This is a genomic window from Anaerobacillus sp. QJM3NY_17 (assembly GCF_056173665.1).
In genome coordinates this window covers 4,092,057-4,117,853 of the sequence record NZ_CM149685.1, presented here as the reverse complement: position 1 = coordinate 4,117,853, position 25,797 = coordinate 4,092,057, and the positions used below count along the sequence as shown (strand labels likewise).

Below are 25,797 nucleotides of genomic sequence, written 5' to 3'. Positions count from 1 at the left end.
ACAATAAATTAGTTCGTTTAAGTAATATACGGATCCAAACTTCTGTGGTACAATGCAATCGAGATTGCATCACAACTGTTCGTGTTGACGAATGGAAATATGTGTGGGATGGAAAGGGGATATCAATGCAAAACCTAGCAAAGCAGGATCAAGAACTTTTACAGGCAATGAAAGACGAGCTTGGTAGACAGCGCAGCAAGATTGAACTTATCGCATCAGAGAATTTTGTATCAGAAGCCGTTATGGAGGCGCAAGGATCAGTACTAACGAACAAGTACGCGGAAGGCTATCCCGGTCGTCGTTACTATGGTGGCTGTGAATATGTCGATGTCGCTGAAAATATTGCAAGAGACCGTGCGAAGCAGCTCTTTGGCGCGGAGCATGTGAATGTTCAACCTCACTCAGGGGCACAGGCGAACATGGCTGTTTATTTCACGATTCTTGAGCAGGGAGATACTGTTCTCGGAATGAACCTTTCTCATGGTGGCCATCTTACACACGGAAGCCCTGTTAATTTCAGTGGCGTGCAATATAACTTCGTCGAGTATGGTGTAGATAAAGAATCACAGCGTATTGACTATGATGACGTTCTTGAGAAAGCCAAAACCCATCGTCCGAAATTAATTGTAGCAGGTGCAAGTGCTTATCCACGCGAAATTGATTTCAAACGTTTCCGTGAAATTGCGGATGAAGTGGATGCTTACCTTATGGTCGACATGGCTCATATCGCTGGTCTTGTGGCGACAGGTCATCATCCAAACCCTGTACCACATGCTCATTTCGTTACAACAACAACACATAAAACCCTTCGTGGACCTCGTGGAGGAATGATTCTTTGTAAAGAAGAATTCGCGAAGAAAATTGATAAGTCTATTTTCCCAGGAATTCAAGGCGGTCCGTTGATGCATGTGATTGCAGCGAAAGCCGTAGCATTTGGTGAAGCACTTTCTGAAGAGTTTAAAACTTACTCCGAAAAAGTGATTGCGAATGCGAAGAAACTCGCTTCAGCACTTGAAAAAGAGGGGATTAATCTTGTTTCTAATGGTACCGATAATCACCTTGTTCTTCTAGATCTACAGAGTCTTGATATGACAGGGAAAGTAGCTGAAAAAGCACTTGATGATATCGGGATTACAACAAACAAGAATACGATTCCTTTTGATCCACAAAGTCCTTTCGTAACGAGCGGTCTCCGTATTGGAACAGCAGCTGTTACCTCACGCGGCTTTGGTGAAGCAGAGATGGAAGAAATCGCTAGTATTATTGGTGACGTATTGAAGCATCATGAGAACGAAGACGAGCTTCAAAAAGCAGAGAAACGTGTTCAGGAACTTACGGATAAATTTCCAATGTACGAAAGTATTTCCTACTAATATAGATGTACACGCCGGGAGCCTATGAACTTCCGGCGTTTTTATAGAGAAAAAACGACGAATCGACACCAAGAAAGAGTCTTGCTAACTTAATAGGAAGAGCGTGAATATTTCATCATCTTATAAAGCCTTGAATCAAACCGTGTTTTTATGTAGAATTGCGAAGAAGATTTAGGAACGAAACCAAAACGAAAAGGGGAGTGCATACGATGGGTAAAGTATACGTGTTCGATCATCCGTTGATTCAGCATAAGCTTACATACATTCGTGATGAGAAAACAGGAACGAAGGAGTTCCGTGAACTTGTAGACGAAGTGGCAGCACTTATGGCTTATGAAATTACAAGAGAACTTCCGACTGAAGAAGTGATGGTGAAAACACCTGTAACAGAAGCGAAATCAAAAGTTCTCTCTGGTAAGAAGCTTGGACTTGTTCCAATTCTAAGAGCCGGTCTTGGCATGACAGACGGCATTCTGAAACTAATCCCAGCTGCAAAAGTTGGACACGTAGGGCTATATCGCGACCCTGAAACGCTTCAGCCTGTAGAATACTACGTGAAACTTCCTGCTGACATTGAAGAGCGCGAATTTATCGTGATCGACCCAATGCTTGCAACAGGCGGTTCAGCTGTTGAAGCCATCAACTCCCTTAAAAAGCGCGGAGCTAAAAACATCAAAATGATGTGTCTGATCGCAGCACCTGAAGGCGTGGAACTTCTGAACGAAGCTCACCCTGACGTTGATATTTACATTGCTGGTCTTGATGAGAAGCTAAACGAAAAAGGATACATTGTTCCAGGTCTTGGTGATGCAGGAGACCGCTTATACGGAACGAAATAAAGGATTCCAAAACCTCTTCCCTAAACGGAAGGGGTTTTTTGATTGGAAGTAAGGAAACACGATTTAAGAGGAGTGTCTGAAAGGTCAAGAATGGTTCAATGAATCGGTGAAATAATGTGCGGATGACGACAAATGTGAAAAAAAGGTGACAAATTCCGCTGTATTTAATAGGGAATGATTCCCTGTTTCGTCTAAATAACACATCTCTGCTCGTGTAAGCGTTACTATCCTTGGTATTACTGGGTTTTTTGAGTGTTTTTCTATTTGTGAATTTGATCACACCATTTCCCCTAAACGCATTGACATCAAGTACACCCTATTGTAGACTTACAAAGGGTATAGTGATAAGGTTTTCATTTGCTCAAAATATGCTTTTCAATGACTCACCTTTATAGCAAAGGGGCGCTTGATTTGAAGGCGATGGCACTCTATACAACCATTCTATCTTATCTAGTTGGATCGATCCTTACTGGGGTGTTCCTAGGCAAGTGGATGGACAGCCTATTCGACACCTTTCCACTTTTTCTTATTATTGGCCTTTTGCTCGGTTTGGGCGGAGGGATTTATGGATTGGTTCGTCTTCTACATAAGTTTACAGGGGAAGATTAGATGACAGAATATACTCAAAGTTTCCGCCGTTACATGCAACTCACCCTGTATTTGCTCGCCATTTTCGTGATGGGTTGGGGAATTACCTCATATAAAGCATTATTCCTCGGGTTAATTCTTGGCACTATTTTCAGTATTTACAACCTATTCAATATGTTCCGAAAGATTAATCGTCTTGGTGAAGCGGCTGCAGAGGGTAAGAAGGCAAAGTCACTCGGTTTTTTAACGAGACTGGCCGTTGCTGGACTAGCCGTTGCAATTGCAACAAGATATCCGGAACACTTCAGCTTGCTAGGTGTGGTAATTGGGTTAATGATCACCTACATTATCATTCTCATAGATTCAATATCCAAAATACGCTTTAAGTAGGAAGAGAGGTGAAAAGCTGTTGGAACATCATGCACCTACACATGACTTTCTAGGACTTACTTTCAATCTTTCCAATGTTCTTATGATTACAATTGCTTCTGCTATTGTATTTATCCTTGCTGTTGTAGCAACTCGCTCGTTAGCAATGCGTCCTACGGGATTGCAGAACTTCATTGAGTGGGTGATGGACTTTGTTAAAGGACTTATTGGAAGTACGATGGACTGGAAAACCGGTGGGCGCTTCCTGTTTCTTGGGATGACGCTACTCATGTACATTTTTGTATCAAATATGCTTGGTCTTCCATTCGCCATTGCAGTCGATTCAGAACTCTGGTGGAAGTCTCCAACTGCAGATCCGACAATCACGCTAACACTAGCAACGATGGTCGTGGTTCTTACACACTATTACGGTGTGAAAATGAAAGGACCTAAGGAATATGGAAAAGGATTTTTCAGTCCTCTTAAATTCTTATTCCCGTTTAAGTTAATTGAGGAATTCTCCAATACATTAACACTTGGTCTACGTCTTTACGGAAACATTTACGCCGGTGAAATTCTGCTTGGACTTCTCGCAGGACTTGGTGGAGCATCATTCGCTGGAGCGCTTGGAGCCTTTCTTCCTATGCTCGCATGGCAAGGATTCAGTATCTTTGTCGGTACAATTCAAGCGTTTATCTTTACAATGCTAACGATGGTTTACATGGCACACAAAGTGGCAGATGACCATTAAAAAAAGGTATCAATGAGTTTTCATTATATAAAAAACTATTTTATGAATTATAAGGAGGAAGTTTAGCATGGGTTTAATTGCAGCTGCAATTGCAGTAGGTTTAGCGGCAGTAGGTGCCGGTATTGGTAACGGTCTTATCGTAGGACGTACAGTAGAGGGAATCGCTCGTCAACCAGAACTTCGCGGAACTCTTCAAACAACAATGTTCATCGGTATCGCACTAGTTGAAGCATTGCCGATCATCGGTGTTGTTATTGCCTTCATCGTACTAGGTCAATAATTTAAGAACTTTATAGTAATTTTGGATCGTTTCATGATGGCGGAGAAAGTTTCGAAATGAAACCTTCGCCATTCGTTTTGTATGACCTCTGAAGGGAGTGAACACGGTGTTCAATAGTTTAATTCTAGGAGCAGGATTTGCTGCAGGAGATATTATTTTCCAACTTTTTGCATTTTTAGTGCTTCTTGCATTATTAAAGAAGTTTGCATGGGGACCTCTTATGGGCATCATGAAAGAGCGTGAGCAGCACGTTGCGAACGAAATTGATGCGGCTGAGAAGAACCGCAAAGAAGCGGAAGCATTCTTGAATGAGCAGCGCGACGAAATGAAGCGTGTTCGTCAGGAAGCAAAAGCTATGCTTGAGAACCAAAAGCAAATGGCTGACCAAAAAGGTCAGGAATTGATCGAAGCGGCTCGTATTGAGTCTGAGCGTTTGAAAGAAGCAGCTACTGCTGAAATCAAGCGTGAGCGTGAAAGTGCAGTTGCCTCTCTACGTGAGCAGGTTGCATCACTATCCGTTATGATCGCTTCAAAAGTTGTCGAGAAGGAACTGGATGAGCGCGCTCAAAAGCAGCTGATCGATGAGTACCTTGATCAGGCAGGCGATCAGAAATGAGTAGAGATCTTGAAGTAATCGCAAAGCGTTATGCCGGTGCTCTTTTTGACATCGCTCGTGAGAACGATAACGTCGAGCAAGTCAAGAATGAGCTTGTCGTAGTAAAGGATGTTTTTCATCAAACACCGAACCTAATGAACGTGTTTGAACATCCGAAATTTACAGAAGCACAGAAGAAAGAGCTTATCCAAACAAGCTTTGGATCTTCTCTATCAGCACCTGTTATGAATACGCTTCTTACATTGATCGAACGAAAGCGTGTTGCAATCGTTTTTGATCTTGTTAGTCAATTTGAAAGATTTACTTATGAGCAGCAGCAAAAAGCGGCAGCGAAAGTTTATTCTGTGAAGCCTCTAACGGAAGAGGAGCAGATGAAGGTCTCTGCAGTATTTGCGAAACGAGTAGGCAAAACAACGCTTCTGATCGAGAATGTGATCGATCCTACTTTAATCGGTGGTATTAAAGTACGTATTGGCAATCGCATCTTTGACGGTAGCATTAGCGGAAAACTTAAACGCATGGAACGAGAATTAGTTTCAGCGAAGAGCTAGAAGATAGGGGTGAATATGCATGAGCATCAATGCTGAAGAAATCAGTGCGCTGATCAAGCAGCAAATCGCAAATTATCAAACTGATGTTAAAGTTGATGATGTTGGTACCGTTATCCAAATTGGTGATGGTATTGCTCGTGCCCACGGTCTCGATAACGTGATGGCAGGAGAGCTTGTTGAATTTTCAAACGGTGTTATGGGTATGGCTCAGAACCTAGAGGAGAGCAACGTTGGTATCATTATCCTTGGACCATACACTGAAATTCGTGAAGGCGATGAAGTACGTCGTACTGGACGCATCATGGAAGTTCCAGTCGGTGAAGAGCTTCTTGGCCGTGTTGTAAACCCACTTGGACAACCTGTTGATGGACAGGGCCCACTTGGAACAACAAAAACTCGTCCGATCGAAAGCCCAGCACCAGGGGTTATGGATCGTAAATCAGTACATGAGCCACTTCAAACAGGAATCAAAGCAATTGACTCTCTTATTCCAATCGGACGCGGACAGCGTGAGCTTATCATCGGTGACCGTCAGACTGGTAAGACTTCAATTGCGATCGATACAATTTTGAACCAAAAAGACGAAGATATGATTTGTATCTACGTTGCGATTGGTCAGAAAGAATCTACGGTACGTGGCGTTGTTGAAACGCTTCGTAAGCAGGGTGCCCTTGATTACACAATCGTTGTAACAGCTGGTGCATCTCAGCCATCTCCGCTTCTTTTCCTAGCACCATATGCTGGTGTAACAATGGGTGAAGAATTCATGTATAACGGCAAGCACGTTCTTGTTGTATACGATGACTTAACAAAGCAGGCTTCTGCTTACCGTGAACTTTCCCTACTACTTCGTCGTCCTCCAGGTCGTGAAGCATATCCAGGGGATGTATTCTATCTTCACTCACGTCTTCTTGAGCGTGCAGCGAAGCTTAGTGATGCAAAAGGAGCAGGTTCACTAACTGCCCTTCCGTTTATCGAAACACAAGCTGGTGACGTATCAGCTTATATCCCAACTAACGTAATCTCCATCACAGATGGACAGATCTTCCTTCAATCTGATCTCTTCTTCTCGGGTGTACGTCCAGCGGTTAACGCCGGTCTTTCTGTATCCCGTGTAGGTGGTTCCGCTCAGATTAAAGCGATGAAGAAGGTTGCGGGTACACTACGTCTTGACCTTGCATCATACCGTGAGCTAGAAGCATTCGCTCAGTTCGGATCTGACCTTGATAAAGCAACTCAAGCGAAGCTGAACCGTGGTGCTCGTACGGTTGAAGTTCTAAAGCAAGGACTAAACAAGCCACTTGCAGTTGAGAAGCAAGTTGCTATTCTTTACGCACTAACTCGTGGATTCCTTGATGATATCCCAGTTGGCGACATTCAGCGTTTTGAATCTGAAATGATGACATGGATCGAACACAATAAGAAAGACATTTTCAATACAATTCGTGAAACAAAAGCTCTTCCTGATGAAAAAGAATTCAACGGTGCAATCGAAGAATTCAAAAAGAGCTTCGCAGTATCTGAATAAGAGGGATGCGGCGGAAACGCCGTGGCCAGCTTAAAAGGTGGTGAAATGAGTGGCATCTTTACGCGATATTAAGTCGAGAATTACGTCGACTAAGAAAACAAAGCAGATTACAAAAGCGATGCAGATGGTTTCCGCTGCGAAATTGAACCGTGCTGAAATGAATGCGAAGTCATTCGTTCCATACATGGAGAAAATTCAAGAGGTTGTCGGAAGCATTGCAAATGGATCAAGTGGCGTACGTCATCCGATGCTAGAAAGCCGTGAAGTGAAGAAAACGGGCTATGTGGTTATCACATCAGACCGTGGACTTGCTGGAGCGTACAATAGCTCGGTACTACGTCATGTGTATAGAACAATTAATGAGCGTCACAACTCTACAGATGAGTACGCAATTATCGTAGCTGGTAAAGTAGGACTTTCCTTCTTTAAAAAGCGCGGAATGCCTGTCGTAGAAAGCATTGTTGGTCTTTCAGATCAGCCTGCCTTCGCAGACATTAAGGATATTGCATCTCGAACAGTAGGTATGTTTGAAGACGGAGCTTTCGATGAGCTTTATCTTTATTACAACCACTATGTAAGTGCCATTCAGCAGGATTTAACGGAGAAGAAACTTCTTCCGTTAACGGATATTGAGACGGGCGAAGGCAAATCACTCGCAAGCTATGAGTATGAGCCATCTGAAGAAGAAATTCTTGAAGTACTACTTCCTCAATATGCCGAAAGCTTGATCTACGGAGCGCTTCTTGATGCGAAAGCAGCCGAGCATGCATCTCGTATGACAGCGATGAGAAGTGCGACGGACAATGCGGACGATCTTATCGGCGATCTTACACTTTCTTACAACCGTGCTCGTCAGGCTTCAATCACTCAGGAACTTACTGAGATTGTAAGTGGAGCGGCAGCGTTAGAATAGCGGAAGTGGCCGTTTAGGCCCGACAAGCGCTGGAGGCTTTTGGAATGAACACGCACTTTGTGTTCAATCGAAAAGGTGAAGCGACTCGAGGGCCTGGCCACTGTAGCTGGACAGACGAAAAGCGGAACGAGCCCGTTTAAATCCGCAGGTTGTTGGAAGCCATGAGAATGAGACGGTTTATGTCTCAATCGAATGGGTGAAACAGCCGGAGGATTTGGCTCGTGTAGCTGGACAATACTACGATAAACCATAAATGCTATTTGAAAGACTTACTTTCAAAGGCAGCTTAAAGCAAGTTAGGAGGGAACAGGATGAACAAGGGATACATTACCCAGGTTATGGGTCCGGTTGTAGACGTTAAGTTTGAGAGCGGAAAGCTTCCAGAAATCTACAACGCCCTTAAAGTTAACTATATCGCTCAAACTGGTGCCGAAGAGAGCATCGAATTGACGCTTGAAGTCGCGCTTCACCTTGGCGATAACTCTGTTCGTACCGTAGCAATGGGTTCAACAGACGGTCTTGTACGTGGAGTTGATGCTCTAGATACAGGTGCACCAATCTCCGTTCCAGTTGGGGATATTACACTAGGACGTGTATTTAACGTACTAGGTGAGAAAATTGACCTTAATGAAGAACTTGGCGAAGTTCGCCGCGATCCGATTCATCGTCTAGCACCAGTATTTGATGAACTTTCAACAACTACTGATATCCTTGAAACAGGAATCAAAGTAGTAGATCTTCTTGCACCATACGTTAAAGGTGGTAAGATCGGTCTATTTGGTGGTGCCGGTGTAGGTAAAACGGTACTTATCCAGGAACTGATCAACAACATCGCCCAAGAGCACGGCGGTATCTCGGTATTCGCAGGTGTTGGTGAACGTACGCGTGAAGGTAATGACCTTTACTACGAGATGACTGATTCTGGCGTTATTAAGAAAACAGCAATGGTATTCGGTCAGATGAACGAACCACCAGGTGCACGTATGCGTGTTGCCCTTTCAGGTCTTACAATGGCAGAGTACTTCCGTGATGAGCAAGGACAAGACGTTCTTCTCTTTATCGATAACATCTACCGCTTTACACAAGCTGGTTCAGAGGTATCGGCATTGCTTGGACGTATGCCATCAGCAGTAGGTTACCAGCCTACACTTGCTACTGAGATGGGTCAACTTCAAGAGCGTATTACTTCAACTAACAAAGGTTCTGTTACTTCAATTCAGGCAATCTACGTACCAGCCGATGATTATACTGACCCGGCTCCGGCAACGACGTTTGCTCACCTTGATGCAACAACTAACCTTGAACGTAAACTTTCTGAGCAAGGTATCTACCCAGCGGTGGATCCACTTGCTTCAACTTCCCGTGCGCTTTCTCCGGAAATCGTTGGGGACGAGCACTATAATACTGCGCGTGAAGTGCAACAAACACTTCAGCGCTACAAAGAACTTCAAGATATCATCGCTATCCTTGGTATGGATGAGCTTTCTGACGAAGATAAGCTAACTGTTTCCCGCGCTCGTCGCATTCAGTTCTTCCTTTCTCAGAACTTCCACGTAGCTGAACAGTTTACTGGACAAAAAGGCTCTTACGTACCAGTTAAAGAAACGATCAAAGGATTCAAAGAAATCCTTGATGGTAAACACGATGATATTCCAGAGGACGCATTCCGTCTTGTTGGAACAATTGAAGAAGTAGTTGAGAAAGCGAAACAAATGGCGTAAATAAAAAGTAGGGTGGAGACCTATGGGCCTTCGCTCCCACTTTTGGCTATTTGGGCGATAAGCCAGCTTTTCTAATTACGATCACACCCAGGGAGGGGTACAATGAATACATTGGATGTCAGTGTAGTCACCCCTGACGGCCCGGTATACGAAGGGGAAGCTGAAATGGTCAGCGTAAAAGGAACTAGCGGTGAGCTAGGAATTTTACCAGGACACATTCCACTAGTTACCCCTCTTACAATCAATGCAGTTCGCTTCAAAAATGGAGCTGACACGCATGTACTGGCCGTTAGCGGTGGGTTTGTTGAAGTAAGACCAAAGCAGGTAACGATCCTTGCTGAGTCTGCAGAGCTACCTTCCGATATTGACGTGGAACGTGCACGTGCTGCGAAGGAACGAGCAGAAGAACGCTTAAATCAAGCGAAGCAGGATAATGTTGATTTCAAGCGTGCTGAGCTAGCGCTTAAGCGTGCAATCAACCGCCTGGATTTGGCAGGTAAATAAGGAAAAAGCACCAGAGGAGACGTTCCTCTGGTGCTTTTTTTCGCGGAAATATAGGTGTTAAGTTACATTATTAGGGAGCATGTCAGCTATCTTATTAATGGTTTTCCAATTTCGAATTGTTGCATACTCATTGACTCGAGTTAAGTAGGTCGCAAGCTTTGAATTTCGAATACTATCATGAAACAGAAGGAAAACGTCTCTTCCGATCAGCTCACATTCTTCTTTCTCAGAAGCATATGAAACAAGTTTTTCTTTAGCATCTGCCCGGAGTGGTTCCGCTAACATAGCTACATAAAGGCTTTCTCCAACAGCCTTTTCTTGCGCTTTTGCAATTTGTTCCTCGTGAAACGGACAACTCTCGATCATGCTTTGCCACTCTGTTGCAGATCTTATTAATACAGGCACTTTCAATCCGAACTCGGTGCTGATGATTTGTTCCATTCTTCTCCTTGAACCATCTTCCGATTCTTCTGAATCAAAAAAGACATTTCCACTTTGTATATACGTTTTCACATGTAGAAAGCCTTCCTTTGTCAGGGCATCTCGTAACTCAGCCATCTTTAGTTTGTTTTTTCCACCAACGTTAACCCCTCTTAATAATCCAATATAGCTCGTCATTCTTGTCCCACCCTTTATTCACTTTGATATGCCTCAGATTTGAAACTAGTCATGATTTAATTACGATGTGCTAAAGCGATAATCCTCCACAATTTCAATTATTTCATTCAGAATAATCATTTCTAGAAATTGTTTTTAGTTGTTTTTGATCATATACTTCATTCCACTTCCTGCTCGTTTGCACAAAGCTGCTTTGTAACAAGTAATCGGATGGGTACTTTTTAAGTAATACGGCAAGATGGCTACGAATGCTTTCAATGTCTTGATCGGTTAGGGGCGATGATGGAGTGATTCGTAGATTCAACGTTATAAAAAAATCTTCTTTTTCCTCACTTGTTGCCTGTTTTTTGAAATAGCCCCACATATGTTGGAGTGTTGTCCGCATACCTTTTTTAGTATAGGGGAGAGTTAAGCTTTCACTGATGAGATCATAAACATCAACTAGCTCTTCATGAGACTGAGCGTTTTTTAATGCTTCTCCCACCTTTTGATAATGTTCATATCCCTTTGCCATCACGGTATATTTGTTTTTTGCCCACAGTTTCTCTGTAAGCGTTCTGATTCTTTTGTCTGGCATACGATCACCTCTGTTCGAAATTTTAAAAAAACTTACAAATAAAAGCAAGAATAAGAGTTGGGATGTTGAATTAGTATACAAGACTAGCAACTTTACAGCACGATGAGAGGAGAGACCTGAATGGGTGAATCGCTTAACGTGTACCAAAATAGTTATCTCTTCGTAATGATGTTTCTTTTACTTGGCCTTCTCCTTCCAGCTGTTGCCCTAACAGCAGGAAGATTCCTTCGTCCTTCAAAACCAACACCTGAGAAACAAACAACCTATGAAAGCGGCATAGAGCCGTTTCACCAAAGCTGGATCCAGTATAACGTTCGCTATTATTTATTCGGACTGCTTTTTGTGATATTTGATGTCGAAACCGTTTTCTTATATCCGTGGGCGGTAGCTTATCAAAAGCTTGGTTTCTTTGCGTTCATCGAAATGATGATCTTTATTGTCATGCTCTTAATTGGCTTACTATACGCATGGAAAAAGAAGGTGCTGAAATGGATATAAATTTAGAGAATATTACACCGGAAGAATATGAAGAAATGAAGCAGAATGTGTTCCTGGCAACGCTTGAAAACGTAAAGGCCTGGGCCAGGAGTAATTCGCTTTGGCCGCTTACTTTTGGTCTCGCATGCTGTGCAATTGAAATGATGGGTTCAGGGGCTTCCCATTACGACCTTGATCGCTTTGGAACATTTTTTCGAACATCGCCAAGACAGTCTGATGTCATGATTGTATCAGGAACCGTAACGAAGAAAATGGCTCCTGTGCTAAAGCGTCTCTATGACCAAATGCCTGAACCTAAATGGGTTATCGCCATGGGTTCGTGTGCCACAGCTGGTGGCCCTTATATTCATTCCTACGCGGTCGTCAAAGGGGTCGATCAAATCGTACCTGTCGACGTATATATACCTGGATGTCCACCTAATCCAGCAGCACTTATCTATGGAATTAATAAATTACAGGAAAAAATTCGCTATGAAGCTCGAACCGGAAAGCGGGTGACCAATCGATGACAGATGGCAAAACACCTGAAGAGCTAGCAGAAGAAAAGCGGATAGCGGTCGAAGAGGCAAAACGGAAAGCCGCTGAGTTACGACAAAAGAAGGCTGCTGAAGCTGAGAAACCTGCAGACGACCTAGAGCTTCAGAAGAAAAAAGCAGTGGCTGCTGCAAAGGCCAAAGCAGCTGCCCTCAAGAAGAAAAAAGAACTGGAAAAAAATGAATCAGTAAGTGAAGAGTCAGACGACCTAGCGTTAGCGAAAAAGAAGGCTGTCGCAGCAGCAAAAGCCAAAGCAGCAGCTCTCAAGAAGCAAAAAGAATTGAAGAAGGATGAAACAACTAGCGAAGATGGAGCCGCTGATCTAGCGAAAAAGAAAGCAGTAGCAGCCGCAAAGGCGAAAGCGGCGGCTATCAAAAAGCAAAAAGAAATGCAGCAGAATGAAGCAATAAGCAAAGATGGGGATACCGATGCCGATCTAGCAAAAAAGAAAGCAGTAGCGGCTGCAAAGGCGAAAGCAAAAGCATCTGAAGAAAACGAAGAGCCTGTAGAAGAGACCCCTTCACCGAATCAACCTGTCCTTGACCGCTATCTTCACATCATTCAACAAAATCTTGGTGACGATCTTTTAGAAGACGCTTATATTAATCGTCTTGCAAAAGACGTTCCGACGCTCGTTGCTAAAAAACACACGTACTTGAAGCTCGCCCAATTTCTTAAACACAATGAGCTTCTCGCTTTTGACTATCTTTCAGAAACACATGGAACAGATTTTGAATCGCATATGGAAATTTACAATCATCTTTACTCCTATCAGAACAGCCAGAGCGTAGCGCTCAAGGTGAAGATAGATCGAGACGAACCAGTTATTGATTCCCTCACGTCCCTCTGGGTAGGGGCGGACTGGCCCGAACGTGAGGGATTTGATTTACTTGGCATCGTGTTTAAAGGGCATCCCAATTTAACACGAATTATGATGCCTGATGACTGGGTAGGGCATCCCCTTCGAAAAGATTATGAGCCGTATGATGTGGAGGTGTAGCAATGATACGGACAGAGGAAATGCTTTTGAATGTAGGACCTCAGCATCCGAGCACTCATGGTGTCTTTCGCATTGTTCTCAAAATTGATGGAGAAATCATTAAGGAAGCTAAGCCGGTTATTGGTTATCTGCACAGGGGAACAGAAAAAATTGCGGAGAACCTTCAATATACGCAGATCATCCCATATACCGACCGGATGGACTATTTGGCTGCGATGACGAATAATTACATCCTCTGTCATGCCGTTGAGACGATGATGGCAATGGAGCTTCCAGAGCGGGCAGATTATCTTCGCATTATTGTCATGGAGCTTGGACGAGTAGCGAGTCATCTCGTTTGGTTCGGAACATACCTTCTCGATATTGGTGCGATGAGCCCATTTCTATATGCGTTCAGAGAGAGAGAAGTCATCATTAACCTACTAACCGAAATTTCAGGTGGTCGTCTTACCTTTAATTATATGCGCGTAGGCGGAGTGAAGTGGGATGCGCCAGATGGATGGCTTGATAAAGTTCGTGCTTTTGTTCCTTATATGAGAGAACAGCTTGCTGGCTATCACGATCTTGTGACGGGGAATGAAATTTTTATGGCAAGAATCAAAGGAGTAGGTGCTTATTCGAAAGAAAAAGCATTTTCGTATTCCTTGAGTGGGGCGAACCTTCGGTGTACGGGTGTGAAATGGGACCTTAGAAAAAACGAATCGTATTCGCTTTATAACCGCTTTGAATTTGATGTTCCAGTCTTCCGTGAAGGCGATGCGCTAGCGCGTTACCATTGTCGCATGGCTGAGATCGAAGAAGCATTGAAGATTGTAGAACAAGCGGTAGAGCAAATTCCAACTGAAGGTCCTGTTATGGCAAAAGTACCGCGGATTATTAAACCGCCTGCAGGAGAGACTTACGTTCGAATTGAATCACCACGTGGCGAAATCGGGTGCTATATCGCATCAAAAGGAAAGAAGGAGCCTTATCGACTAAAGTTCCGCCGTCCCTCCTTTTATAACTTACAAATACTACCTGAGTTGTTAGAAGGGGAAAACATCTCGAACTTGATTGCGATCCTCGGGGGTATTGATATTGTGCTCGGGGAGGTGGATGGGTAATGATCAACGACATGCTTGGATCTACACCGAGCTACTGGCAGACACTTGGATTTTTCCTTGTAGGTGCTGCGATGTTGATGGTCGTACTCGGTTTTGTAACGTACGCTATTTTGGCAGAGCGAAAAGTACTTGGCTTCATGCAGCTCCGCCATGGTCCAAACAGAGTAGGGGGAAGGTTCGGTTTACTGCAAACGGTAGCGGATGTGCTGAAGCTGTTACTTAAAGAAGATACCATCCCGAGGGATGCAGATCGTCCATTGTTTATCATTGCACCGGTTGTCGCGTTTGCCCCAGCCTTCATTGTGATTGCCGCCCTTCCATTAACAGAACGGGTTTCGTTTGCGAACATTGGCGTTGGCTTGCTTTATTATATTGCGATTTCTGGCATTTCTACGATCGGAATCCTGGCAGGTGGATGGGCATCAAACAATAAGTACGCTCTTCTTGGTAGCATGCGCTCAGCGGCTCAAATGATTTCCTATGAAATTCCACTTGTCATGAGTGTGATCGGCATCGTGCTTTTGACAGGTTCGCTTAATTTAAACACGATTATTGCCGAGCAGGAGAGTGTGGCATTTCTTTTTAAGCAACCGCTCGCCTTTGTGATTTTTCTAATCGCTTCTGTTGCTGAATTGAACCGTACGCCGTTTGATTTACCCGAGGCGGAATCCGAGCTCGTAGCCGGATATCATGTTGAATATTCTGGCTTCCGCTGGGCGTTCTTCATGCTTGCAGAATACGTATATTTATTCGCTATGGCTTCGCTAACGACGATTCTATTTCTTGGCGGCTGGCAGGCGATTCCTTACTTATCTTTTATTCCAGGACCAGTCTGGTTTGCACTGAAATTTATCCTAGTCGTCTTCGTGATGATCTGGATTCGCGGTACATTCCCTCGACTAAGAGCGGATCAACTCATGTCCTTTGGCTGGAAAGTACTATTGCCACTCGCACTATTGAACATTTTTCTAACGACCGTTGTCATTGAAATCATTCGTTCATTCTAGATAAGGGAGGAAGCCCAACATGCGAGGACTTGCGAAAGGTTTAGCTTACACCCTCAAAAATATGACGAAAGAGAAAGTAACCTATAACTATCCGGATCAGCCACTAGCCTTACCAGATCGATTTCGTGGCATTCAGAAGTTTTATCCTGAAAAGTGTATTGTCTGTAATCAATGCGTCGCCATATGTCCAACTGACTGCATCACCTTATCAGGTAAGAAGCATCCAGACCCAAGCAAGAAAGGAAAAATCATCGACACGTATGATATTAACTTCGAAATTTGCATTCTTTGCGACCTTTGCACAGAGGTATGCCCGACCGAAGCGATCATTATGACGAATAATTTCGAGCTTGCCGAATATAGCCGGGATGATCTTTTTAAGAATTTAGAATGGCTCGATGAAAATGACACGAACCTTCGAAAGGAAAATAAAGTATGACCGGAGAGCTGCTCGTCTTTCTTTTCCTATTTCTTGTGACGATTACTGGCGGCTTGCTGATGATTAATCTAACGAAAGTGATTCATATGATGATGGCGTTAGTGCTAACTTTTCTCGGCATTGCTGGACTTTACGTGATGCTTTCAGCAGAATTCGTGGCTGTTGTGCAAGTTCTGATTTATTCTGGCGCTATTACGATCATCATGTTATTTGGCATCATGCTGACGAAACATTCTGAAGAAGAAACGAAAACAAGCTGGGCAAAGAAAGGGCTCGTTTTAACTGGGATCACCGTATTCTTTCTGATCGTCTTTAAAGGCATTCGTACTGTTTCTCTCGGGCCACAAGCAGAGAGCTTGCACGAAAATAATACGGAGCAAATAGGTATGATGTTGTTCACAGATTACGTTATTCCATTTGAACTTGTATCTGTGCTCCTACTCGTCGCTCTTGTCGGAGCAATCATTATTGCAAAGAAAGATGATCCCGATGATAAAGAAGGTGAGCAGTCATGAGCTCAATCCCGCTTTCGGCTTTTCTATTAACGGCGTTGATTCTTTTTTGTATCGGTCTCTACGGGGCGTTAACGAAGCGGAGCGCCGTCATCGTCCTCATCTCGATCGAGTTAATGCTGAATGCAGTGAACTTAAATCTTGTAGCTTTTGCAAAATATGGCGTAGGTGCTTCGATTCGGGGTCAGGTATTTTCTCTTTTTACCATTACAGTCGCTGCAGCGGAAGCCGCTGTCGGCCTTGCCATTCTTATGGCGCTTTATCGGAACAGGGCTACCGTCAATGTAGATGAAATGAATACACTCAAAAAGTAGCGAAGGGGGTATAAAAGTGGACTATGTCTGGCTTATACCAATGTTGCCGCTTCTATCGTTTCTCATCATTCTATTCACTAGGCCGATTCTTTATCGAAAAGCCGGCGTTGTGGGCACCGTTCTCGCTGGTGCTGCCTTTATTTGTTCCCTTCTCGTGCTTTACAGTCATTTCGTTCAAGGGAACTATCTCGTAGAACACAACTGGCTCTCCATCGATTTAGTGGTGATTACGGTGGGCCTTGAAGTGAATCCGCTAAATGCTTTGATGCTCGTGATCGTCACGCTTGTCAGCTTTCTCGTACATATGTATTCGATCGGTTATATGGCGAATGACGAGCGCTATGCAACGTTCTTTAGTTATCTTGGTCTGTTCACTTTTGCAATGACGGCTCTCGTTCTCTCACCAAACCTTCTTCAACTTTATGTTTTCTGGGAGCTTGTTGGTGTTTGTTCCTTTCTACTAGTAGGTTTTTATTTCTATAAACCAGAAGCAAAGGCAGCTGCAAAAAAAGCTTTTATCGTCACAAGGATTGGAGATATTGGTCTGCTTGTTGCGATTTTTCTTCTCTTTTGGCAAACAGGAAGCTTTGAACTCGATGTCATTTTTGAAGCGGCTCAGGCAGGTGATATTGCCCCTTCAATGGTCACGCTCATAGCGATCCTTATTTTCGTAGGGGCGATAGGGAAATCTGGTCAGTTCCCGCTCCACACATGGCTTCCTGATGCGATGGAAGGTCCAACTCCAGTCTCGGCTCTAATCCATGCAGCGACAATGGTTGCTGCGGGTGTTTATCTAGTTGCTGCCATGTATCCACTCTTCGCAAGTACAGAAACGGCTATGACAACCGTTGCCATAACAGGTGGATTCACCGCCATTTTTGCAGCGACAATCGCCCTTGTCCAGAAAGACATTAAACGCATACTTGCCTACTCAACCATTAGTCAACTAGGGTATATGATGCTTGCCCTAGGTGCAGCGGGCTACACAGCAGGAATTTTCCACCTGACAACTCATGCGTTCTTTAAAGCCTTACTCTTTCTTGCTGCAGGAAGTGTGATCCATGCGGTCCATGAACAAAACATCCATAAAATGGGGGGACTTCGAAAAAAACTGCCTATCACAGCAGTTCTCTTCTTAATAGGTTGCTTATCCATTTCTGGGTTTCCGCTATTTGCAGGTTTTTTTAGTAAGGATGAGATACTTGTCTCGACTTATGCGGATGGGCGCTACATTTTATTTGCGATTGCTTTAGTAACCGCTTTTCTGACAGCGTTTTATATGTTTCGCCTTTACTTCCTCGTCTTTTCTGGCACAGGTTCGAGTGAAGCGAAAGAGTCTTCTCGGGTGATGTTGATTCCAATGATTGTCCTTTCGGCTTTGGCTATTGTTGCAGGGTATATTCAGACAACGTGGTTCGGTTCGTTTCTTGGTGACTGGCTAGAAACGAGCCCGTATCCGATATTAGCCAATCATCATTCAGCACCCTCGTGGATTCCGGTCAGTGCGAGTTTGTTAGCCATTGCAGGAATTGGACTCGCCTGGTTCATGTATGTAAGAAAAGGCATGGCTCCAGTTGGAGGGAGCGAAGTGCATAAGCTGTTAACGCATCAATATTATATCGACGAAATATACGAAGCTACCTTTATAAAAGGAACCCGCGTGATCGGTTATTTCTGGTTGTATTTTGATCGCTTTATTATTGAAGGAGGCGCTCAAGGCATAACGGGAATTGTAAAGCACTTAGGAAAAGTAGGAGCAAGAATTCAATCCGGTCAAGTTCAAACATACGGCACCGTAGCATTCTCTGGTTTAGTGGTCGTGCTCCTATTAATTGCAGTATTTGGGGGGTATTTCTAATGGATGAGTCTTACTTGCTAACGATCTTGATTTTCTCCCCACTACTTGGTGTCATCGTTCTTGCTATGATGCCCTCACAGCATCAATCAATCAAAACAGTTGGTATTCTTGGCACAGTGCTACCACTAACGTTAACGATTTTTGTATTTAGCTTATACGATCGAACATTATCAGGCGTTCAATTTGCGGAAACACATCAATGGTTTGAGTTAATGACCGCGATTAGTCCCAACGAGCCTTACCCAGTGACTTATGACCTTGGGGTGACAGGGCTATCGCTTCTTTTTCTAATGCTATCTTCATTGATTACGTTTCTCGCCTCACTTGCAGCCCTTCGCATTCAAGAAGGTGTGAAAGGCTTTTATATCCTGTTTTTGATACTGGAACTTGGCATTCTCGGCGTTTTTTCAAGCGAAAACTTGTTTTTGTTTTTCTTATTCTTTGAAATGACTCTTGTTGCGATGTTTCTACTTGTAGGGAAATGGGGCGGATATGAGCGGGAAAAAGCAGCCTTCTCTTTCTTAGTTTACAACGGGATAGGCTCGATCCTATTGTTGATTGCCATTATCGTTCTCTTTGTTGAGACGAGAACGACGAATATTAGTGAGCTAACCTCGCTCTTACAAGAGACAGAGTCCTATGAAATTTTATCTGGAAACACTAGAATGTGGCTGTTTGCCCTGCTGTTACTGGCATTTGGTACAAAGCTTCCAATCGTACCGCTACATACGTGGATGGTACGAGTACACGTGGAGGCTCCAATCGCCATTGTGATGATTCACGCCGGTGTATTACTTAAAATAGGCGCATATGGGCTCATACGTTTCGGAGCGGGATTCTTTCCAGAGCAGCTAAAAGAAACGGCAGTTCTTCTAGCTATTCTTGGCGTCATTAATTTGCTGTATGGTGCTTTTATTGCCCTAGTTCAAACAGAACTTCGCGCTATTCTAGCCTATTCCTCGATTTCGCATATGGGAATCGTCATTCTGGGCGTTGCTTCATTTAATACCGCGGGTCTTCAAGGGGCAGTGTTCCAAACAATTTCTCATGGTCTTATTGCAGCGCTGCTGTTCCTGCTTGTTGGTGTACTGATCGACCGTTTTCACACGACAAAACTTGGAGAATTAGGTGGTATTGCAAGTCAGACGCCCCTTTTTGCAGGTTTTTTCCTGGCAGCCGGGCTGGCATCACTTGGATTACCTGGAATGAGCGGTTTCATCAGTGAATTTCTAGCTTTTTTAGGCTTATTTGAAACGATGCCTGTAATCGGAAGCATTGGCGTAATTGGTCTCATTTTAACAGCGGTTTATATGCTTCGCGCCGTTCTTGCGGTTACCTTTGGTGAAAGACGCCCAACGTTTGATAAGGAAAGAGATCTATCTGCCGTTGAGCTTGTTCCATCAGCTATTCTACTCAGTATGATTATTTGGATTGGTGTCTATCCTGCAGTGTTATCTAACACACTTCAAATCGCTCGTACACTCGGGATCGGAGGTTAACGAATGGATATCGATACGTTGCTAGCGTACCAATGGAGCAGTATGATGCCGGAATTCACTATACTAGTAACAGCAGTTGCACTCTCGTTGATCGATCTCTTTATGGATAAAAAGCGAGATAGGTCTATTCTCGTTTGGCTCGCAATCGTCGGCATCGCACTGGCCATTGTCTTTCTTATTTTTCAGTTTGATAATGGAGTTGTCACGATTCTAAATCAAACTTACCGACTGGATTCTTTTGCGAAAGCGTTTAAGCTTCTTATGCTAATTGGAACTGGTTTCGTTATGCTTCTAGGCTTGAAAACGAATGATCTAAGCGAAGTGAAAGGTGAGTACCACTACCTTCTTCTAACGGGTTTACTAGGTGGTATGATGATGGCTTCGAGTGCAGATCTGATTACGCTTTTTGTAGGTCTAGAATTATTAAGCTTATCTTCATATGTTCTAGTGGGAATTCGAAAGAAAGATAAGCTCGCAAATGCAGCGGCGTTTAAATATGTCGTTAATGGCGGTATAGCGACTGCGATCACGCTGTTTGGGATGAGCTATTTATTTGGACTTACTGGAGAAACGAATATATATGAAATTCAAGCGCTAATGGGAAGCGAAGTAGTAACGGAAAATCGTTATCTTGCCGTTTTTGCTTTTCTCATGATATTCGTTGGTCTAGCCTTTAAAATTACGGCTGCTCCGTTTCATATGTGGGCACCAGATGTATACCAGGGAGCCGAAACACCGATTACAGCTTATCTTAGTGTTGTTTCTAAAATAGCTGGATTTGCAATCACACTTAGACTGCTAATGGTACCGTTTGTCTTTGCACCTGGTACAGGAAAAGTGATTACGCCAGAGGGAATCAGCTATGAAACGCTACTTGTATCGGTTCGACCTTATCTTGTTCTATTAGCTGTTCTAACGATTCTTATAGGAAATGTGATGGCACTCAGACAGCTGAACGCAAAACGACTTTTGGCTTATTCCAGCATTGCGCACGCAGGGTATCTTCTCGTACCGTTTGCCGCTCTTTCTGAGTTAGTCTTTGATGCTGTGTGGTTTTATCTCGCCGCTTATCTGTTGATGAATCTGGGGGCTTTCGCTGTCATCCATGCCTTGGCGGAAAATGACGAGGAGGTCACGGTGGCTTCGTTTGCAGGACTATTTCAGCGAGCGCCGTATGTAACCATTGCTATGACGATCTATCTTCTATCTCTCGCTGGTATCCCGCTCACAGCTGGTTTCATCGGTAAGTTTGAGATTTTCATGAGTGCTCTTGGTACCGAACCGAAGCGATATTTTTTAGTGGTGGCTATGCTAGCGGGCACAGTGCTTTCCTATGTTTATTATTTTGGGCTGTTTATTCAAATGTACTTTCGACCTTCCCAAACAAAAAGGCCGGTTTTGGCATCAAATGGCATCGTCACCGTGCTAGCCATAACGGCAGCTGGAACCGTTTTGCTTGGGGTTTTCCCTTCCATTGCGTTATCCTTTATACATGATCATTTTCAATTTCTAGAGATTTTTAATCCTTAGAACAGCAGATCATTCTGCTGTTTTTTTCATGAATGAGTGCATTCCTACCAGATTATGACGAAAATGACTTATTTTGAATTGAAATAATCCCTTTTATAGTGGGAAAGTAGGGTATTCATTTGAGTGGAAATCTTTTATAATAGGCTCTTAGATGGAAAAATGTACGTTTGTCGAATGGTGCACTTGCAGATGGGGGGTAGAGAAGATGACAGAAGCACTGGCGCAACAATCGATTTTAACGATTGTCATTAACCTGGTTTTCATTATGATCACCTGGTGGGCGCTACAAACCGTTCGGTTCGATGTATTCTTTAAAAAGCCGAACAGTCCACAGGCGAAAGTCCTCATGATTTTACTAACCCTAAGCATCGGCTCCCTCGCAAGCAGTTTCTTCCTAGATTACTACAACTGGTCACTCCGTCTACAATATTTCTTTTGAAAAATGAAAAGCGAAAACCCCCGTTTAGGCCCGACAAGCGCTGGAACCATTCAGAATGAACACGTTCTTTGTGTTCATTCTGAATGGTGAAGCGATCGAGGGACTGGGGGTTGTAGCTAGACAAAGAAAAGCGAAAACCCCCGTTTAGGCCCGACAAGCGCTGGAGCCATTTAGAATGAACACGGTCTTTGTGTTCAATCTAAATGGTGAAGCGATCGAGGGACTGGGGGTTGTAGCTAGACAATGAAAAGCGAATGCGCCCGTTTCAACCCGACAAGCGCTGGAACCATTCAGCATGAACACATGCGTTCAATCTGAAAGCCCAAAGCGACTTAAGGGACTGTGGGCGCAGCAGCTAAACAAACACACCAGCGTTAACATACAGAAGCTTCGTACGGAATTTGTCGGGAACTGACTACAACTTCCATGTATGCACTCCCTCCTCGTGGTCACACTGAAAGATAAGAAGACCTGAACGGGGAGAGGGTTAAGATGAAGCTTCTAATCGGAGTATTATCTATTTTACTTTTAGCGAGTTTTTCAAATGGTACATCGGTCTCAATTGAAGATGACACGGAAGTAAAAGTAACCGAAATGGCGAATGTTTTATTAACCCACAATTATTCAATTGAGGGCTGGTCTCTTTACACACGAGAAAAAGTGAGTTTCATCAAGGAGTCCTTAGGGTACAAAGGTATTACGTCTAAGCTTACAGAAAGAGCACCCGGTTTTTCATGGGGTGATCTGGTAAAAAACGATGGAAATGTAAAAGTAAGTGGGACAAGAATTGATTCTAAGCTAGGTACGAAAGAAACACTGACACTCGTGTCTTATCCAGAAAACAATCGCATTAGCTCTTATCTTATTTACAAAATGGAAATAACAGGATTTTCTCAGGAGGAATGGCGAACAACGTACGAACGTTTTAAGGCACAAAAGACACAATTATATCCGCAAGAATCACCAGTTTTCACTTGTTTTGTAGGCGAGAAAAATGATACAATGAACATTGTTTTGTACAATGAAGCAGACAAGCTGTTAGGAGCTTTTTCCGCTTCAAAAGTAGAAGAAATCAATGAAGAGACGTTTGTATCTCTTTCCGCATACCATGAAGAGTGGGAAGAAGATCTTGTAACGAACAACAAGAGAATGAACATACAAATAGCATTACGCAATACAGGAATAGGCGGCGGAATAACCGCAACAATTGGCACACCAATAATTACGACTGAATATTAATATACAAATAGGACGCGGAGGGGAATACGTTGGAAAAAATCATCGTCCGAGGTGGCAGGAGATTGTCTGGCTCTGTGAAAGTTGAAGGAGCTAAAAATGCAGTCTTGCCCGTCATCACAGCATCTATTTTAGCAGGAGAAGGCACGAGCACGTTAAAAGATGTGCCTGCCCTTTCAGATGTACACACGATAAGTGAAGTATTAAGCTATCTTAATGTTGAGACGCAAATAGAAGGCAACACGATTAAAGTAGACGCAACAAAACCTTTGGAAACAGAGGCACCATTTGAAGCAGTTCGTAAAATGCGAGCTTCGTTTCTTGTAATGGGACCACTTTTGGCCCGTGTGGGTCATGCTCGTATTGCACTACCTGGGGGTTGCGCAATTGGTTCAAGACCAATTGATCAACACCTTAAAGGGTTTGAAGCGATGGGTGCAGAAGTTACGATTGGTAACGGCTTTATTGAAGCAGGCATCAAAGGAAGACTTCAAGGAGCAAAGATTTATCTTGATTTCCCAAGTGTAGGCGCCACTGAGAACATTATGATGGCTGCTGTACTTGCTGAAGGTACAACAGTAATGGAAAACGTTGCTCAAGAGCCTGAGATCGTTTGTCTTGCAAATTATTTGAACGCTATGGGTGCGAAAGTTCGCGGTGCAGGTACTGCTACAATCCGCATTGAAGGCGTAGAGAAACTAGTTGGAGCAGAGCATGCTGTCATTCCAGACCGTATTGAAGCAGGAACATTCATGGTAGCTGCTGCAATTACTGGTGGTAACGTTCTGATCGAGAATGCTGTATCTGAACATCTTCGTCCACTTATTGCGAAAATGGAAGAAATGGGCGTAGAAATTACAGAAGAAGGTCAGGGACTTCGTATTGTTGGACCTGAAACGCTCAAGCCTGTTGATTTGAAAACAATGCCTCACCCTGGATTCCCGACGGATATGCAATCCCAGATGATGGCGTTGCTACTTCAAGCGAAGGGTACAAGTGTGATTACTGAAACAGTATTTGAAAATCGGTTCATGCACGTGGAAGAATTCCGCCGCATGAATGGTAACATTAAGATTGAAGGACGCGCTGCTATTATCGAAGGGCCTTCTACACTTCAAGGTGCAGAAGTATCCGCTACTGATTTGCGTGCTGGAGCTGCTTTGATTCTTGCTGGCCTTGTAGCTGATGGCTACACTCGCGTTGATGAGCTTAAGCACTTGGATCGCGGTTACGTGAACTTCTCCGGAAAGCTTGCAAGTCTTGGAGCTGACGTTGAACGCGTAACAGTTGATGAAGATGCAAAGCCTGCAACAGAATCAACTGAAGAGCAATCAGTTAACATGAAACCAAAATTTGCATAATCTAATAATAAAGAAAAAAAGGAGGCCACTGGCCTCCTTTTTTGTATGCAACCAAAATAAATACTATATTTAATGACTGACAGATTATTGGGAAAAAACGTTTTGGCTGCTAGCATTTCTGTTCTAAATGGTTGTCCAACTCCATACGATGATAGGGGTAAACAATCGAGAAGGAGGCATGCGGATGAAGCGAATGGTAGGTTCACTTATTCTATTTGCAGCGATTCTAATCCTTCTTCCATCTATCCTGGTTTTACCTTTTGGAACAACGGAGATGAAGCAACCAGTAAGTGAAGGAAATCAGATGGCTGAGAAGAAGGTGGCAGAAGTGGTGGAAGTGGAAGTTCCGGTCTATCGTTCAGCAAAGACTGTGACGACGAGCATACCGATCGAAGATTATGTAAAAGGCGTTGTTGCTGCTGAGATGCCTACAGATTTCAATATGGAAGCTTTAAAGGCTCAAGCTCTCACAGCGAGAACATTTGTCGTAACAAAGCTCACAAACCCTCCTGCGGACCTTCCCGATCAAGCGGTTGTAACGGATACGGTTCAGGATCAGGTATATAGAGATGAAGCCGAGCTTAAGAAAGCATGGGGCAAAGACTTTGAAGAGAAATATGCAAGAATAGAAGAAGCAGTTCAAGCCACGGCAGGGCAAATTTTAACGTATGATGGGAATCCGATTTATGCTTCCTTTTTCTCAACAAGCAACGGCTATACCGAGAATTCGGAAGATTATTGGGAAAATAAAGCTCCGTACTTAAGAAGTGTCGAAAGTCCTTGGGACGTTGATTCTCCAAAGTATGAAGACAAAGCGACGTTTACAGTAGCCGACTTCGAAAAGAAGTTAGGAGTCACGCTCACTAATGACCAATCGATTGGAACGATCAAAAACTTGACGGAAGGTAAAAGAGTTGCGGAAGTTTCAATAAATGGGAAGCAGTTTACAGGAAGAGAAGTCAGGGACCTTCTTGGCCTTCGTTCTTCTGACTTCACATGGGACCGGAGCGGCGATACGATTACTGTTTCCACGAAAGGATTTGGGCACGGCGTAGGCATGAGTCAATATGGAGCTAATGGAATGGCTGAGGACGGCAGTGCTTACTCTGATATCGTTAAATATTATTATCAAGGTGTTGCCATTAGTGAAATGGAAAAATACGTGACGAATTTTACAGCCCAAAGATAAAAGGCCGCATTTAATGCGGCCTTTTATCTTTGGGTAAGTTTTGTGAATAG

Annotated in this window: 29 protein-coding genes; 27 read left to right on the top strand and 2 right to left on the bottom strand. The window is 43.6% G+C overall.

Translation table 11 applies throughout. The features are described 5' to 3' along the window. Positions 1–125: 125 nt before the first annotated feature. The 12 genes from glyA (at position 126) to AC0VYV_RS20950 (ending at position 10,033) form a co-directional block, all read left to right on the top strand. Positions 126–1,373: a serine hydroxymethyltransferase gene (gene glyA / locus AC0VYV_RS21005; protein WP_194218381.1), complete on the top strand. Its 1,248-nt coding sequence runs from the start codon at positions 126–128 to the stop codon at positions 1,371–1,373. Positions 1,374–1,582: 209 nt separating this feature from the next. After that, entirely contained in the window at positions 1,583–2,212 is a 630-nt protein-coding gene (gene upp / locus AC0VYV_RS21000) for a uracil phosphoribosyltransferase (protein WP_159786319.1), read from the top strand. A 378-nt stretch (positions 2,213–2,590) separates the two neighbouring features. Further along, entirely contained in the window at positions 2,591–2,821 is a 231-nt protein-coding gene (locus AC0VYV_RS20995) for an AtpZ/AtpI family protein (protein ID WP_475366149.1), read from the top strand. Then, positions 2,822–3,190, top strand: a complete 369-nt coding sequence (locus tag AC0VYV_RS20990) for an ATP synthase subunit I (RefSeq protein ID WP_194218383.1) — start codon at positions 2,822–2,824, stop codon at positions 3,188–3,190. Positions 3,191–3,209: 19 nt separating this feature from the next. Then, on the top strand, positions 3,210–3,920 hold the full coding sequence (atpB, locus tag AC0VYV_RS20985; RefSeq protein WP_194218384.1) for a F0F1 ATP synthase subunit A: 711 nt from the start codon (positions 3,210–3,212) through the stop codon (positions 3,918–3,920). A 67-nt stretch (positions 3,921–3,987) separates the two neighbouring features. After that, on the top strand, positions 3,988–4,200 hold the full coding sequence (gene atpE / locus AC0VYV_RS20980; RefSeq protein ID WP_121681967.1) for a F0F1 ATP synthase subunit C: 213 nt from the start codon (positions 3,988–3,990) through the stop codon (positions 4,198–4,200). Positions 4,201–4,306: 106 nt separating this feature from the next. After that, positions 4,307–4,816 (top strand): F0F1 ATP synthase subunit B, encoded by a 510-nt coding sequence (gene atpF / locus AC0VYV_RS20975; RefSeq protein WP_194218385.1) that lies wholly within the window; start codon positions 4,307–4,309, stop codon positions 4,814–4,816. Next, entirely contained in the window at positions 4,813–5,367 is a 555-nt protein-coding gene (locus AC0VYV_RS20970) for a F0F1 ATP synthase subunit delta (RefSeq protein ID WP_194218386.1), read from the top strand. Before atpF ends, AC0VYV_RS20970 begins: the two co-directional genes overlap by 4 nt. A gap of 19 nt (positions 5,368–5,386) precedes the next feature. Further along, positions 5,387–6,895 carry a F0F1 ATP synthase subunit alpha gene (gene atpA, locus AC0VYV_RS20965; protein WP_194218387.1) on the top strand — a complete coding sequence of 503 codons (1,509 nt, stop codon included), beginning with the start codon at positions 5,387–5,389 and terminating at the stop codon, positions 6,893–6,895. A 49-nt stretch (positions 6,896–6,944) separates the two neighbouring features. Beyond that, positions 6,945–7,808: a F0F1 ATP synthase subunit gamma gene (locus AC0VYV_RS20960; protein ID WP_194218388.1), complete on the top strand. Its 864-nt coding sequence runs from the start codon at positions 6,945–6,947 to the stop codon at positions 7,806–7,808. A gap of 311 nt (positions 7,809–8,119) precedes the next feature. Beyond that, positions 8,120–9,529 (top strand): F0F1 ATP synthase subunit beta, encoded by a 1,410-nt coding sequence (gene atpD / locus AC0VYV_RS20955; RefSeq protein ID WP_194218389.1) that lies wholly within the window; start codon positions 8,120–8,122, stop codon positions 9,527–9,529. 102 nt (positions 9,530–9,631) lie between these two features. Then, the gene (locus tag AC0VYV_RS20950) at positions 9,632–10,033 is read left to right on the top strand and encodes a F0F1 ATP synthase subunit epsilon (RefSeq protein ID WP_194218390.1); all 402 of its coding nucleotides are present in this window, start codon (positions 9,632–9,634) and stop codon (positions 10,031–10,033) included. 57 nt (positions 10,034–10,090) lie between these two features. On the opposite strand, the gene AC0VYV_RS20945 is transcribed toward AC0VYV_RS20950, so the two are convergent. Both AC0VYV_RS20945 and AC0VYV_RS20940 read right to left on the bottom strand, forming a co-directional pair. Next, entirely contained in the window at positions 10,091–10,651 is a 561-nt protein-coding gene (locus AC0VYV_RS20945; RefSeq protein WP_475368184.1) for a DUF1697 domain-containing protein, read from the bottom strand. A 103-nt stretch (positions 10,652–10,754) separates the two neighbouring features. After that, complete coding sequence (locus tag AC0VYV_RS20940) at positions 10,755–11,228, bottom strand: YbgA family protein (protein ID WP_475368183.1); 474 nt, start codon at positions 11,226–11,228, stop codon at positions 10,755–10,757. Positions 11,229–11,348: 120 nt separating this feature from the next. Here AC0VYV_RS20940 and AC0VYV_RS20935 point away from each other — a divergent pair, with 120 nt between their 5' ends. The 15 genes from AC0VYV_RS20935 to spoIID all read left to right on the top strand — a co-directional run bounded on the left by AC0VYV_RS20935 (position 11,349) and on the right by spoIID (position 25,747). Beyond that, positions 11,349–11,726: an NADH-quinone oxidoreductase subunit A gene (locus tag AC0VYV_RS20935; protein ID WP_194218393.1), complete on the top strand. Its 378-nt coding sequence runs from the start codon at positions 11,349–11,351 to the stop codon at positions 11,724–11,726. Further along, the gene (locus AC0VYV_RS20930) at positions 11,717–12,235 is read left to right on the top strand and encodes a NuoB/complex I 20 kDa subunit family protein (RefSeq protein ID WP_194218394.1); all 519 of its coding nucleotides are present in this window, start codon (positions 11,717–11,719) and stop codon (positions 12,233–12,235) included. The genes AC0VYV_RS20935 and AC0VYV_RS20930 overlap by 10 nt, the downstream gene beginning before the upstream one ends. Beyond that, positions 12,232–13,260, top strand: coding sequence for an NADH-quinone oxidoreductase subunit C (locus AC0VYV_RS20925; RefSeq protein ID WP_475373074.1), 1,029 nt, complete (start codon positions 12,232–12,234; stop codon positions 13,258–13,260). Before AC0VYV_RS20930 ends, AC0VYV_RS20925 begins: the two co-directional genes overlap by 4 nt. 2 nt (positions 13,261–13,262) lie before the next feature. Then, positions 13,263–14,363 carry an NADH-quinone oxidoreductase subunit D gene (locus tag AC0VYV_RS20920; RefSeq protein ID WP_475373073.1) on the top strand — a complete coding sequence of 367 codons (1,101 nt, stop codon included), beginning with the start codon at positions 13,263–13,265 and terminating at the stop codon, positions 14,361–14,363. Further along, on the top strand, positions 14,363–15,370 hold the full coding sequence (gene nuoH, locus AC0VYV_RS20915; RefSeq protein WP_475373072.1) for an NADH-quinone oxidoreductase subunit NuoH: 1,008 nt from the start codon (positions 14,363–14,365) through the stop codon (positions 15,368–15,370). Before AC0VYV_RS20920 ends, nuoH begins: the two co-directional genes overlap by 1 nt. A gap of 19 nt (positions 15,371–15,389) precedes the next feature. After that, on the top strand, positions 15,390–15,809 hold the full coding sequence (nuoI, locus tag AC0VYV_RS20910; protein WP_194218398.1) for an NADH-quinone oxidoreductase subunit NuoI: 420 nt from the start codon (positions 15,390–15,392) through the stop codon (positions 15,807–15,809). Continuing rightward, on the top strand, positions 15,806–16,324 hold the full coding sequence (locus AC0VYV_RS20905; RefSeq protein WP_430245320.1) for an NADH-quinone oxidoreductase subunit J: 519 nt from the start codon (positions 15,806–15,808) through the stop codon (positions 16,322–16,324). Before nuoI ends, AC0VYV_RS20905 begins: the two co-directional genes overlap by 4 nt. Beyond that, positions 16,321–16,635, top strand: a complete 315-nt coding sequence (gene nuoK / locus AC0VYV_RS20900) for an NADH-quinone oxidoreductase subunit NuoK (RefSeq protein ID WP_475373071.1) — start codon at positions 16,321–16,323, stop codon at positions 16,633–16,635. Before AC0VYV_RS20905 ends, nuoK begins: the two co-directional genes overlap by 4 nt. 16 nt (positions 16,636–16,651) lie before the next feature. Continuing rightward, positions 16,652–18,493, top strand: coding sequence for an NADH-quinone oxidoreductase subunit L (gene nuoL, locus AC0VYV_RS20895; protein ID WP_475374257.1), 1,842 nt, complete (start codon positions 16,652–16,654; stop codon positions 18,491–18,493). Then, positions 18,493–19,992 (top strand): complex I subunit 4 family protein, encoded by a 1,500-nt coding sequence (locus AC0VYV_RS20890; RefSeq protein ID WP_475374256.1) that lies wholly within the window; start codon positions 18,493–18,495, stop codon positions 19,990–19,992. The genes nuoL and AC0VYV_RS20890 overlap by 1 nt, the downstream gene beginning before the upstream one ends. A gap of 3 nt (positions 19,993–19,995) precedes the next feature. Beyond that, complete coding sequence (nuoN, locus tag AC0VYV_RS20885; protein WP_475374255.1) at positions 19,996–21,522, top strand: NADH-quinone oxidoreductase subunit NuoN; 1,527 nt, start codon at positions 19,996–19,998, stop codon at positions 21,520–21,522. A gap of 205 nt (positions 21,523–21,727) precedes the next feature. Beyond that, on the top strand, positions 21,728–21,961 hold the full coding sequence (locus tag AC0VYV_RS20880) for a DUF1146 family protein (protein ID WP_098445370.1): 234 nt from the start codon (positions 21,728–21,730) through the stop codon (positions 21,959–21,961). 492 nt (positions 21,962–22,453) lie between these two features. Then, a complete protein-coding gene (locus AC0VYV_RS20875; RefSeq protein WP_430245329.1) occupies positions 22,454–23,200 on the top strand; it encodes a YwmB family TATA-box binding protein in 747 nt (248 codons plus the stop codon). A gap of 29 nt (positions 23,201–23,229) precedes the next feature. Next, a complete protein-coding gene (gene murA, locus AC0VYV_RS20870) occupies positions 23,230–24,558 on the top strand; it encodes a UDP-N-acetylglucosamine 1-carboxyvinyltransferase (RefSeq protein ID WP_194218405.1) in 1,329 nt (442 codons plus the stop codon). Between the two features lie 184 nt (positions 24,559–24,742). Further along, on the top strand, positions 24,743–25,747 hold the full coding sequence (spoIID, locus tag AC0VYV_RS20865; RefSeq protein WP_430245333.1) for a stage II sporulation protein D: 1,005 nt from the start codon (positions 24,743–24,745) through the stop codon (positions 25,745–25,747). The last annotated feature ends 50 nt before the right edge of the window (positions 25,748–25,797 follow it).

Bases quoted from the DNA above. Each gene is read 5' to 3' on its own strand.
- upp (WP_159786319.1), top strand. From the start codon at position 1,583: ATGGGTAAAGTATACGTGTTCGATCATCCGTTGATTCAGCATAAGCTT.
- AC0VYV_RS20920 (WP_475373073.1), top strand. From the start codon at position 13,263: ATGATACGGACAGAGGAAATGCTTTTGAATGTAGGACCTCAGCATCCG.
- nuoI (WP_194218398.1), top strand. From the start codon at position 15,390: ATGCGAGGACTTGCGAAAGGTTTAGCTTACACCCTCAAAAATATGACG.
- AC0VYV_RS20945 (WP_475368184.1), bottom strand. From the start codon at position 10,651: ATGACGAGCTATATTGGATTATTAAGAGGGGTTAACGTTGGTGGAAAA.
- atpA (WP_194218387.1), top strand. From the start codon at position 5,387: ATGAGCATCAATGCTGAAGAAATCAGTGCGCTGATCAAGCAGCAAATC.
- atpE (WP_121681967.1), top strand. From the start codon at position 3,988: ATGGGTTTAATTGCAGCTGCAATTGCAGTAGGTTTAGCGGCAGTAGGT.
- AC0VYV_RS20940 (WP_475368183.1), bottom strand. From the start codon at position 11,228: ATGCCAGACAAAAGAATCAGAACGCTTACAGAGAAACTGTGGGCAAAA.
- AC0VYV_RS20995 (WP_475366149.1), top strand. From the start codon at position 2,591: ATGACTCACCTTTATAGCAAAGGGGCGCTTGATTTGAAGGCGATGGCA.
- AC0VYV_RS20950 (WP_194218390.1), top strand. From the start codon at position 9,632: ATGAATACATTGGATGTCAGTGTAGTCACCCCTGACGGCCCGGTATAC.
- AC0VYV_RS20880 (WP_098445370.1), top strand. From the start codon at position 21,728: ATGACAGAAGCACTGGCGCAACAATCGATTTTAACGATTGTCATTAAC.
- nuoH (WP_475373072.1), top strand. From the start codon at position 14,363: ATGATCAACGACATGCTTGGATCTACACCGAGCTACTGGCAGACACTT.
- AC0VYV_RS20935 (WP_194218393.1), top strand. From the start codon at position 11,349: ATGGGTGAATCGCTTAACGTGTACCAAAATAGTTATCTCTTCGTAATG.
- AC0VYV_RS20990 (WP_194218383.1), top strand. From the start codon at position 2,822: ATGACAGAATATACTCAAAGTTTCCGCCGTTACATGCAACTCACCCTG.
- AC0VYV_RS20890 (WP_475374256.1), top strand. From the start codon at position 18,493: ATGGATGAGTCTTACTTGCTAACGATCTTGATTTTCTCCCCACTACTT.
- AC0VYV_RS20875 (WP_430245329.1), top strand. From the start codon at position 22,454: ATGAAGCTTCTAATCGGAGTATTATCTATTTTACTTTTAGCGAGTTTT.
- AC0VYV_RS20930 (WP_194218394.1), top strand. From the start codon at position 11,717: ATGGATATAAATTTAGAGAATATTACACCGGAAGAATATGAAGAAATG.
- AC0VYV_RS20925 (WP_475373074.1), top strand. From the start codon at position 12,232: ATGACAGATGGCAAAACACCTGAAGAGCTAGCAGAAGAAAAGCGGATA.
- glyA (WP_194218381.1), top strand. From the start codon at position 126: ATGCAAAACCTAGCAAAGCAGGATCAAGAACTTTTACAGGCAATGAAA.
- nuoK (WP_475373071.1), top strand. From the start codon at position 16,321: ATGAGCTCAATCCCGCTTTCGGCTTTTCTATTAACGGCGTTGATTCTT.
- spoIID (WP_430245333.1), top strand. From the start codon at position 24,743: ATGAAGCGAATGGTAGGTTCACTTATTCTATTTGCAGCGATTCTAATC.
- AC0VYV_RS20905 (WP_430245320.1), top strand. From the start codon at position 15,806: ATGACCGGAGAGCTGCTCGTCTTTCTTTTCCTATTTCTTGTGACGATT.
- atpD (WP_194218389.1), top strand. From the start codon at position 8,120: ATGAACAAGGGATACATTACCCAGGTTATGGGTCCGGTTGTAGACGTT.
- nuoN (WP_475374255.1), top strand. From the start codon at position 19,996: ATGGATATCGATACGTTGCTAGCGTACCAATGGAGCAGTATGATGCCG.
- AC0VYV_RS20970 (WP_194218386.1), top strand. From the start codon at position 4,813: ATGAGTAGAGATCTTGAAGTAATCGCAAAGCGTTATGCCGGTGCTCTT.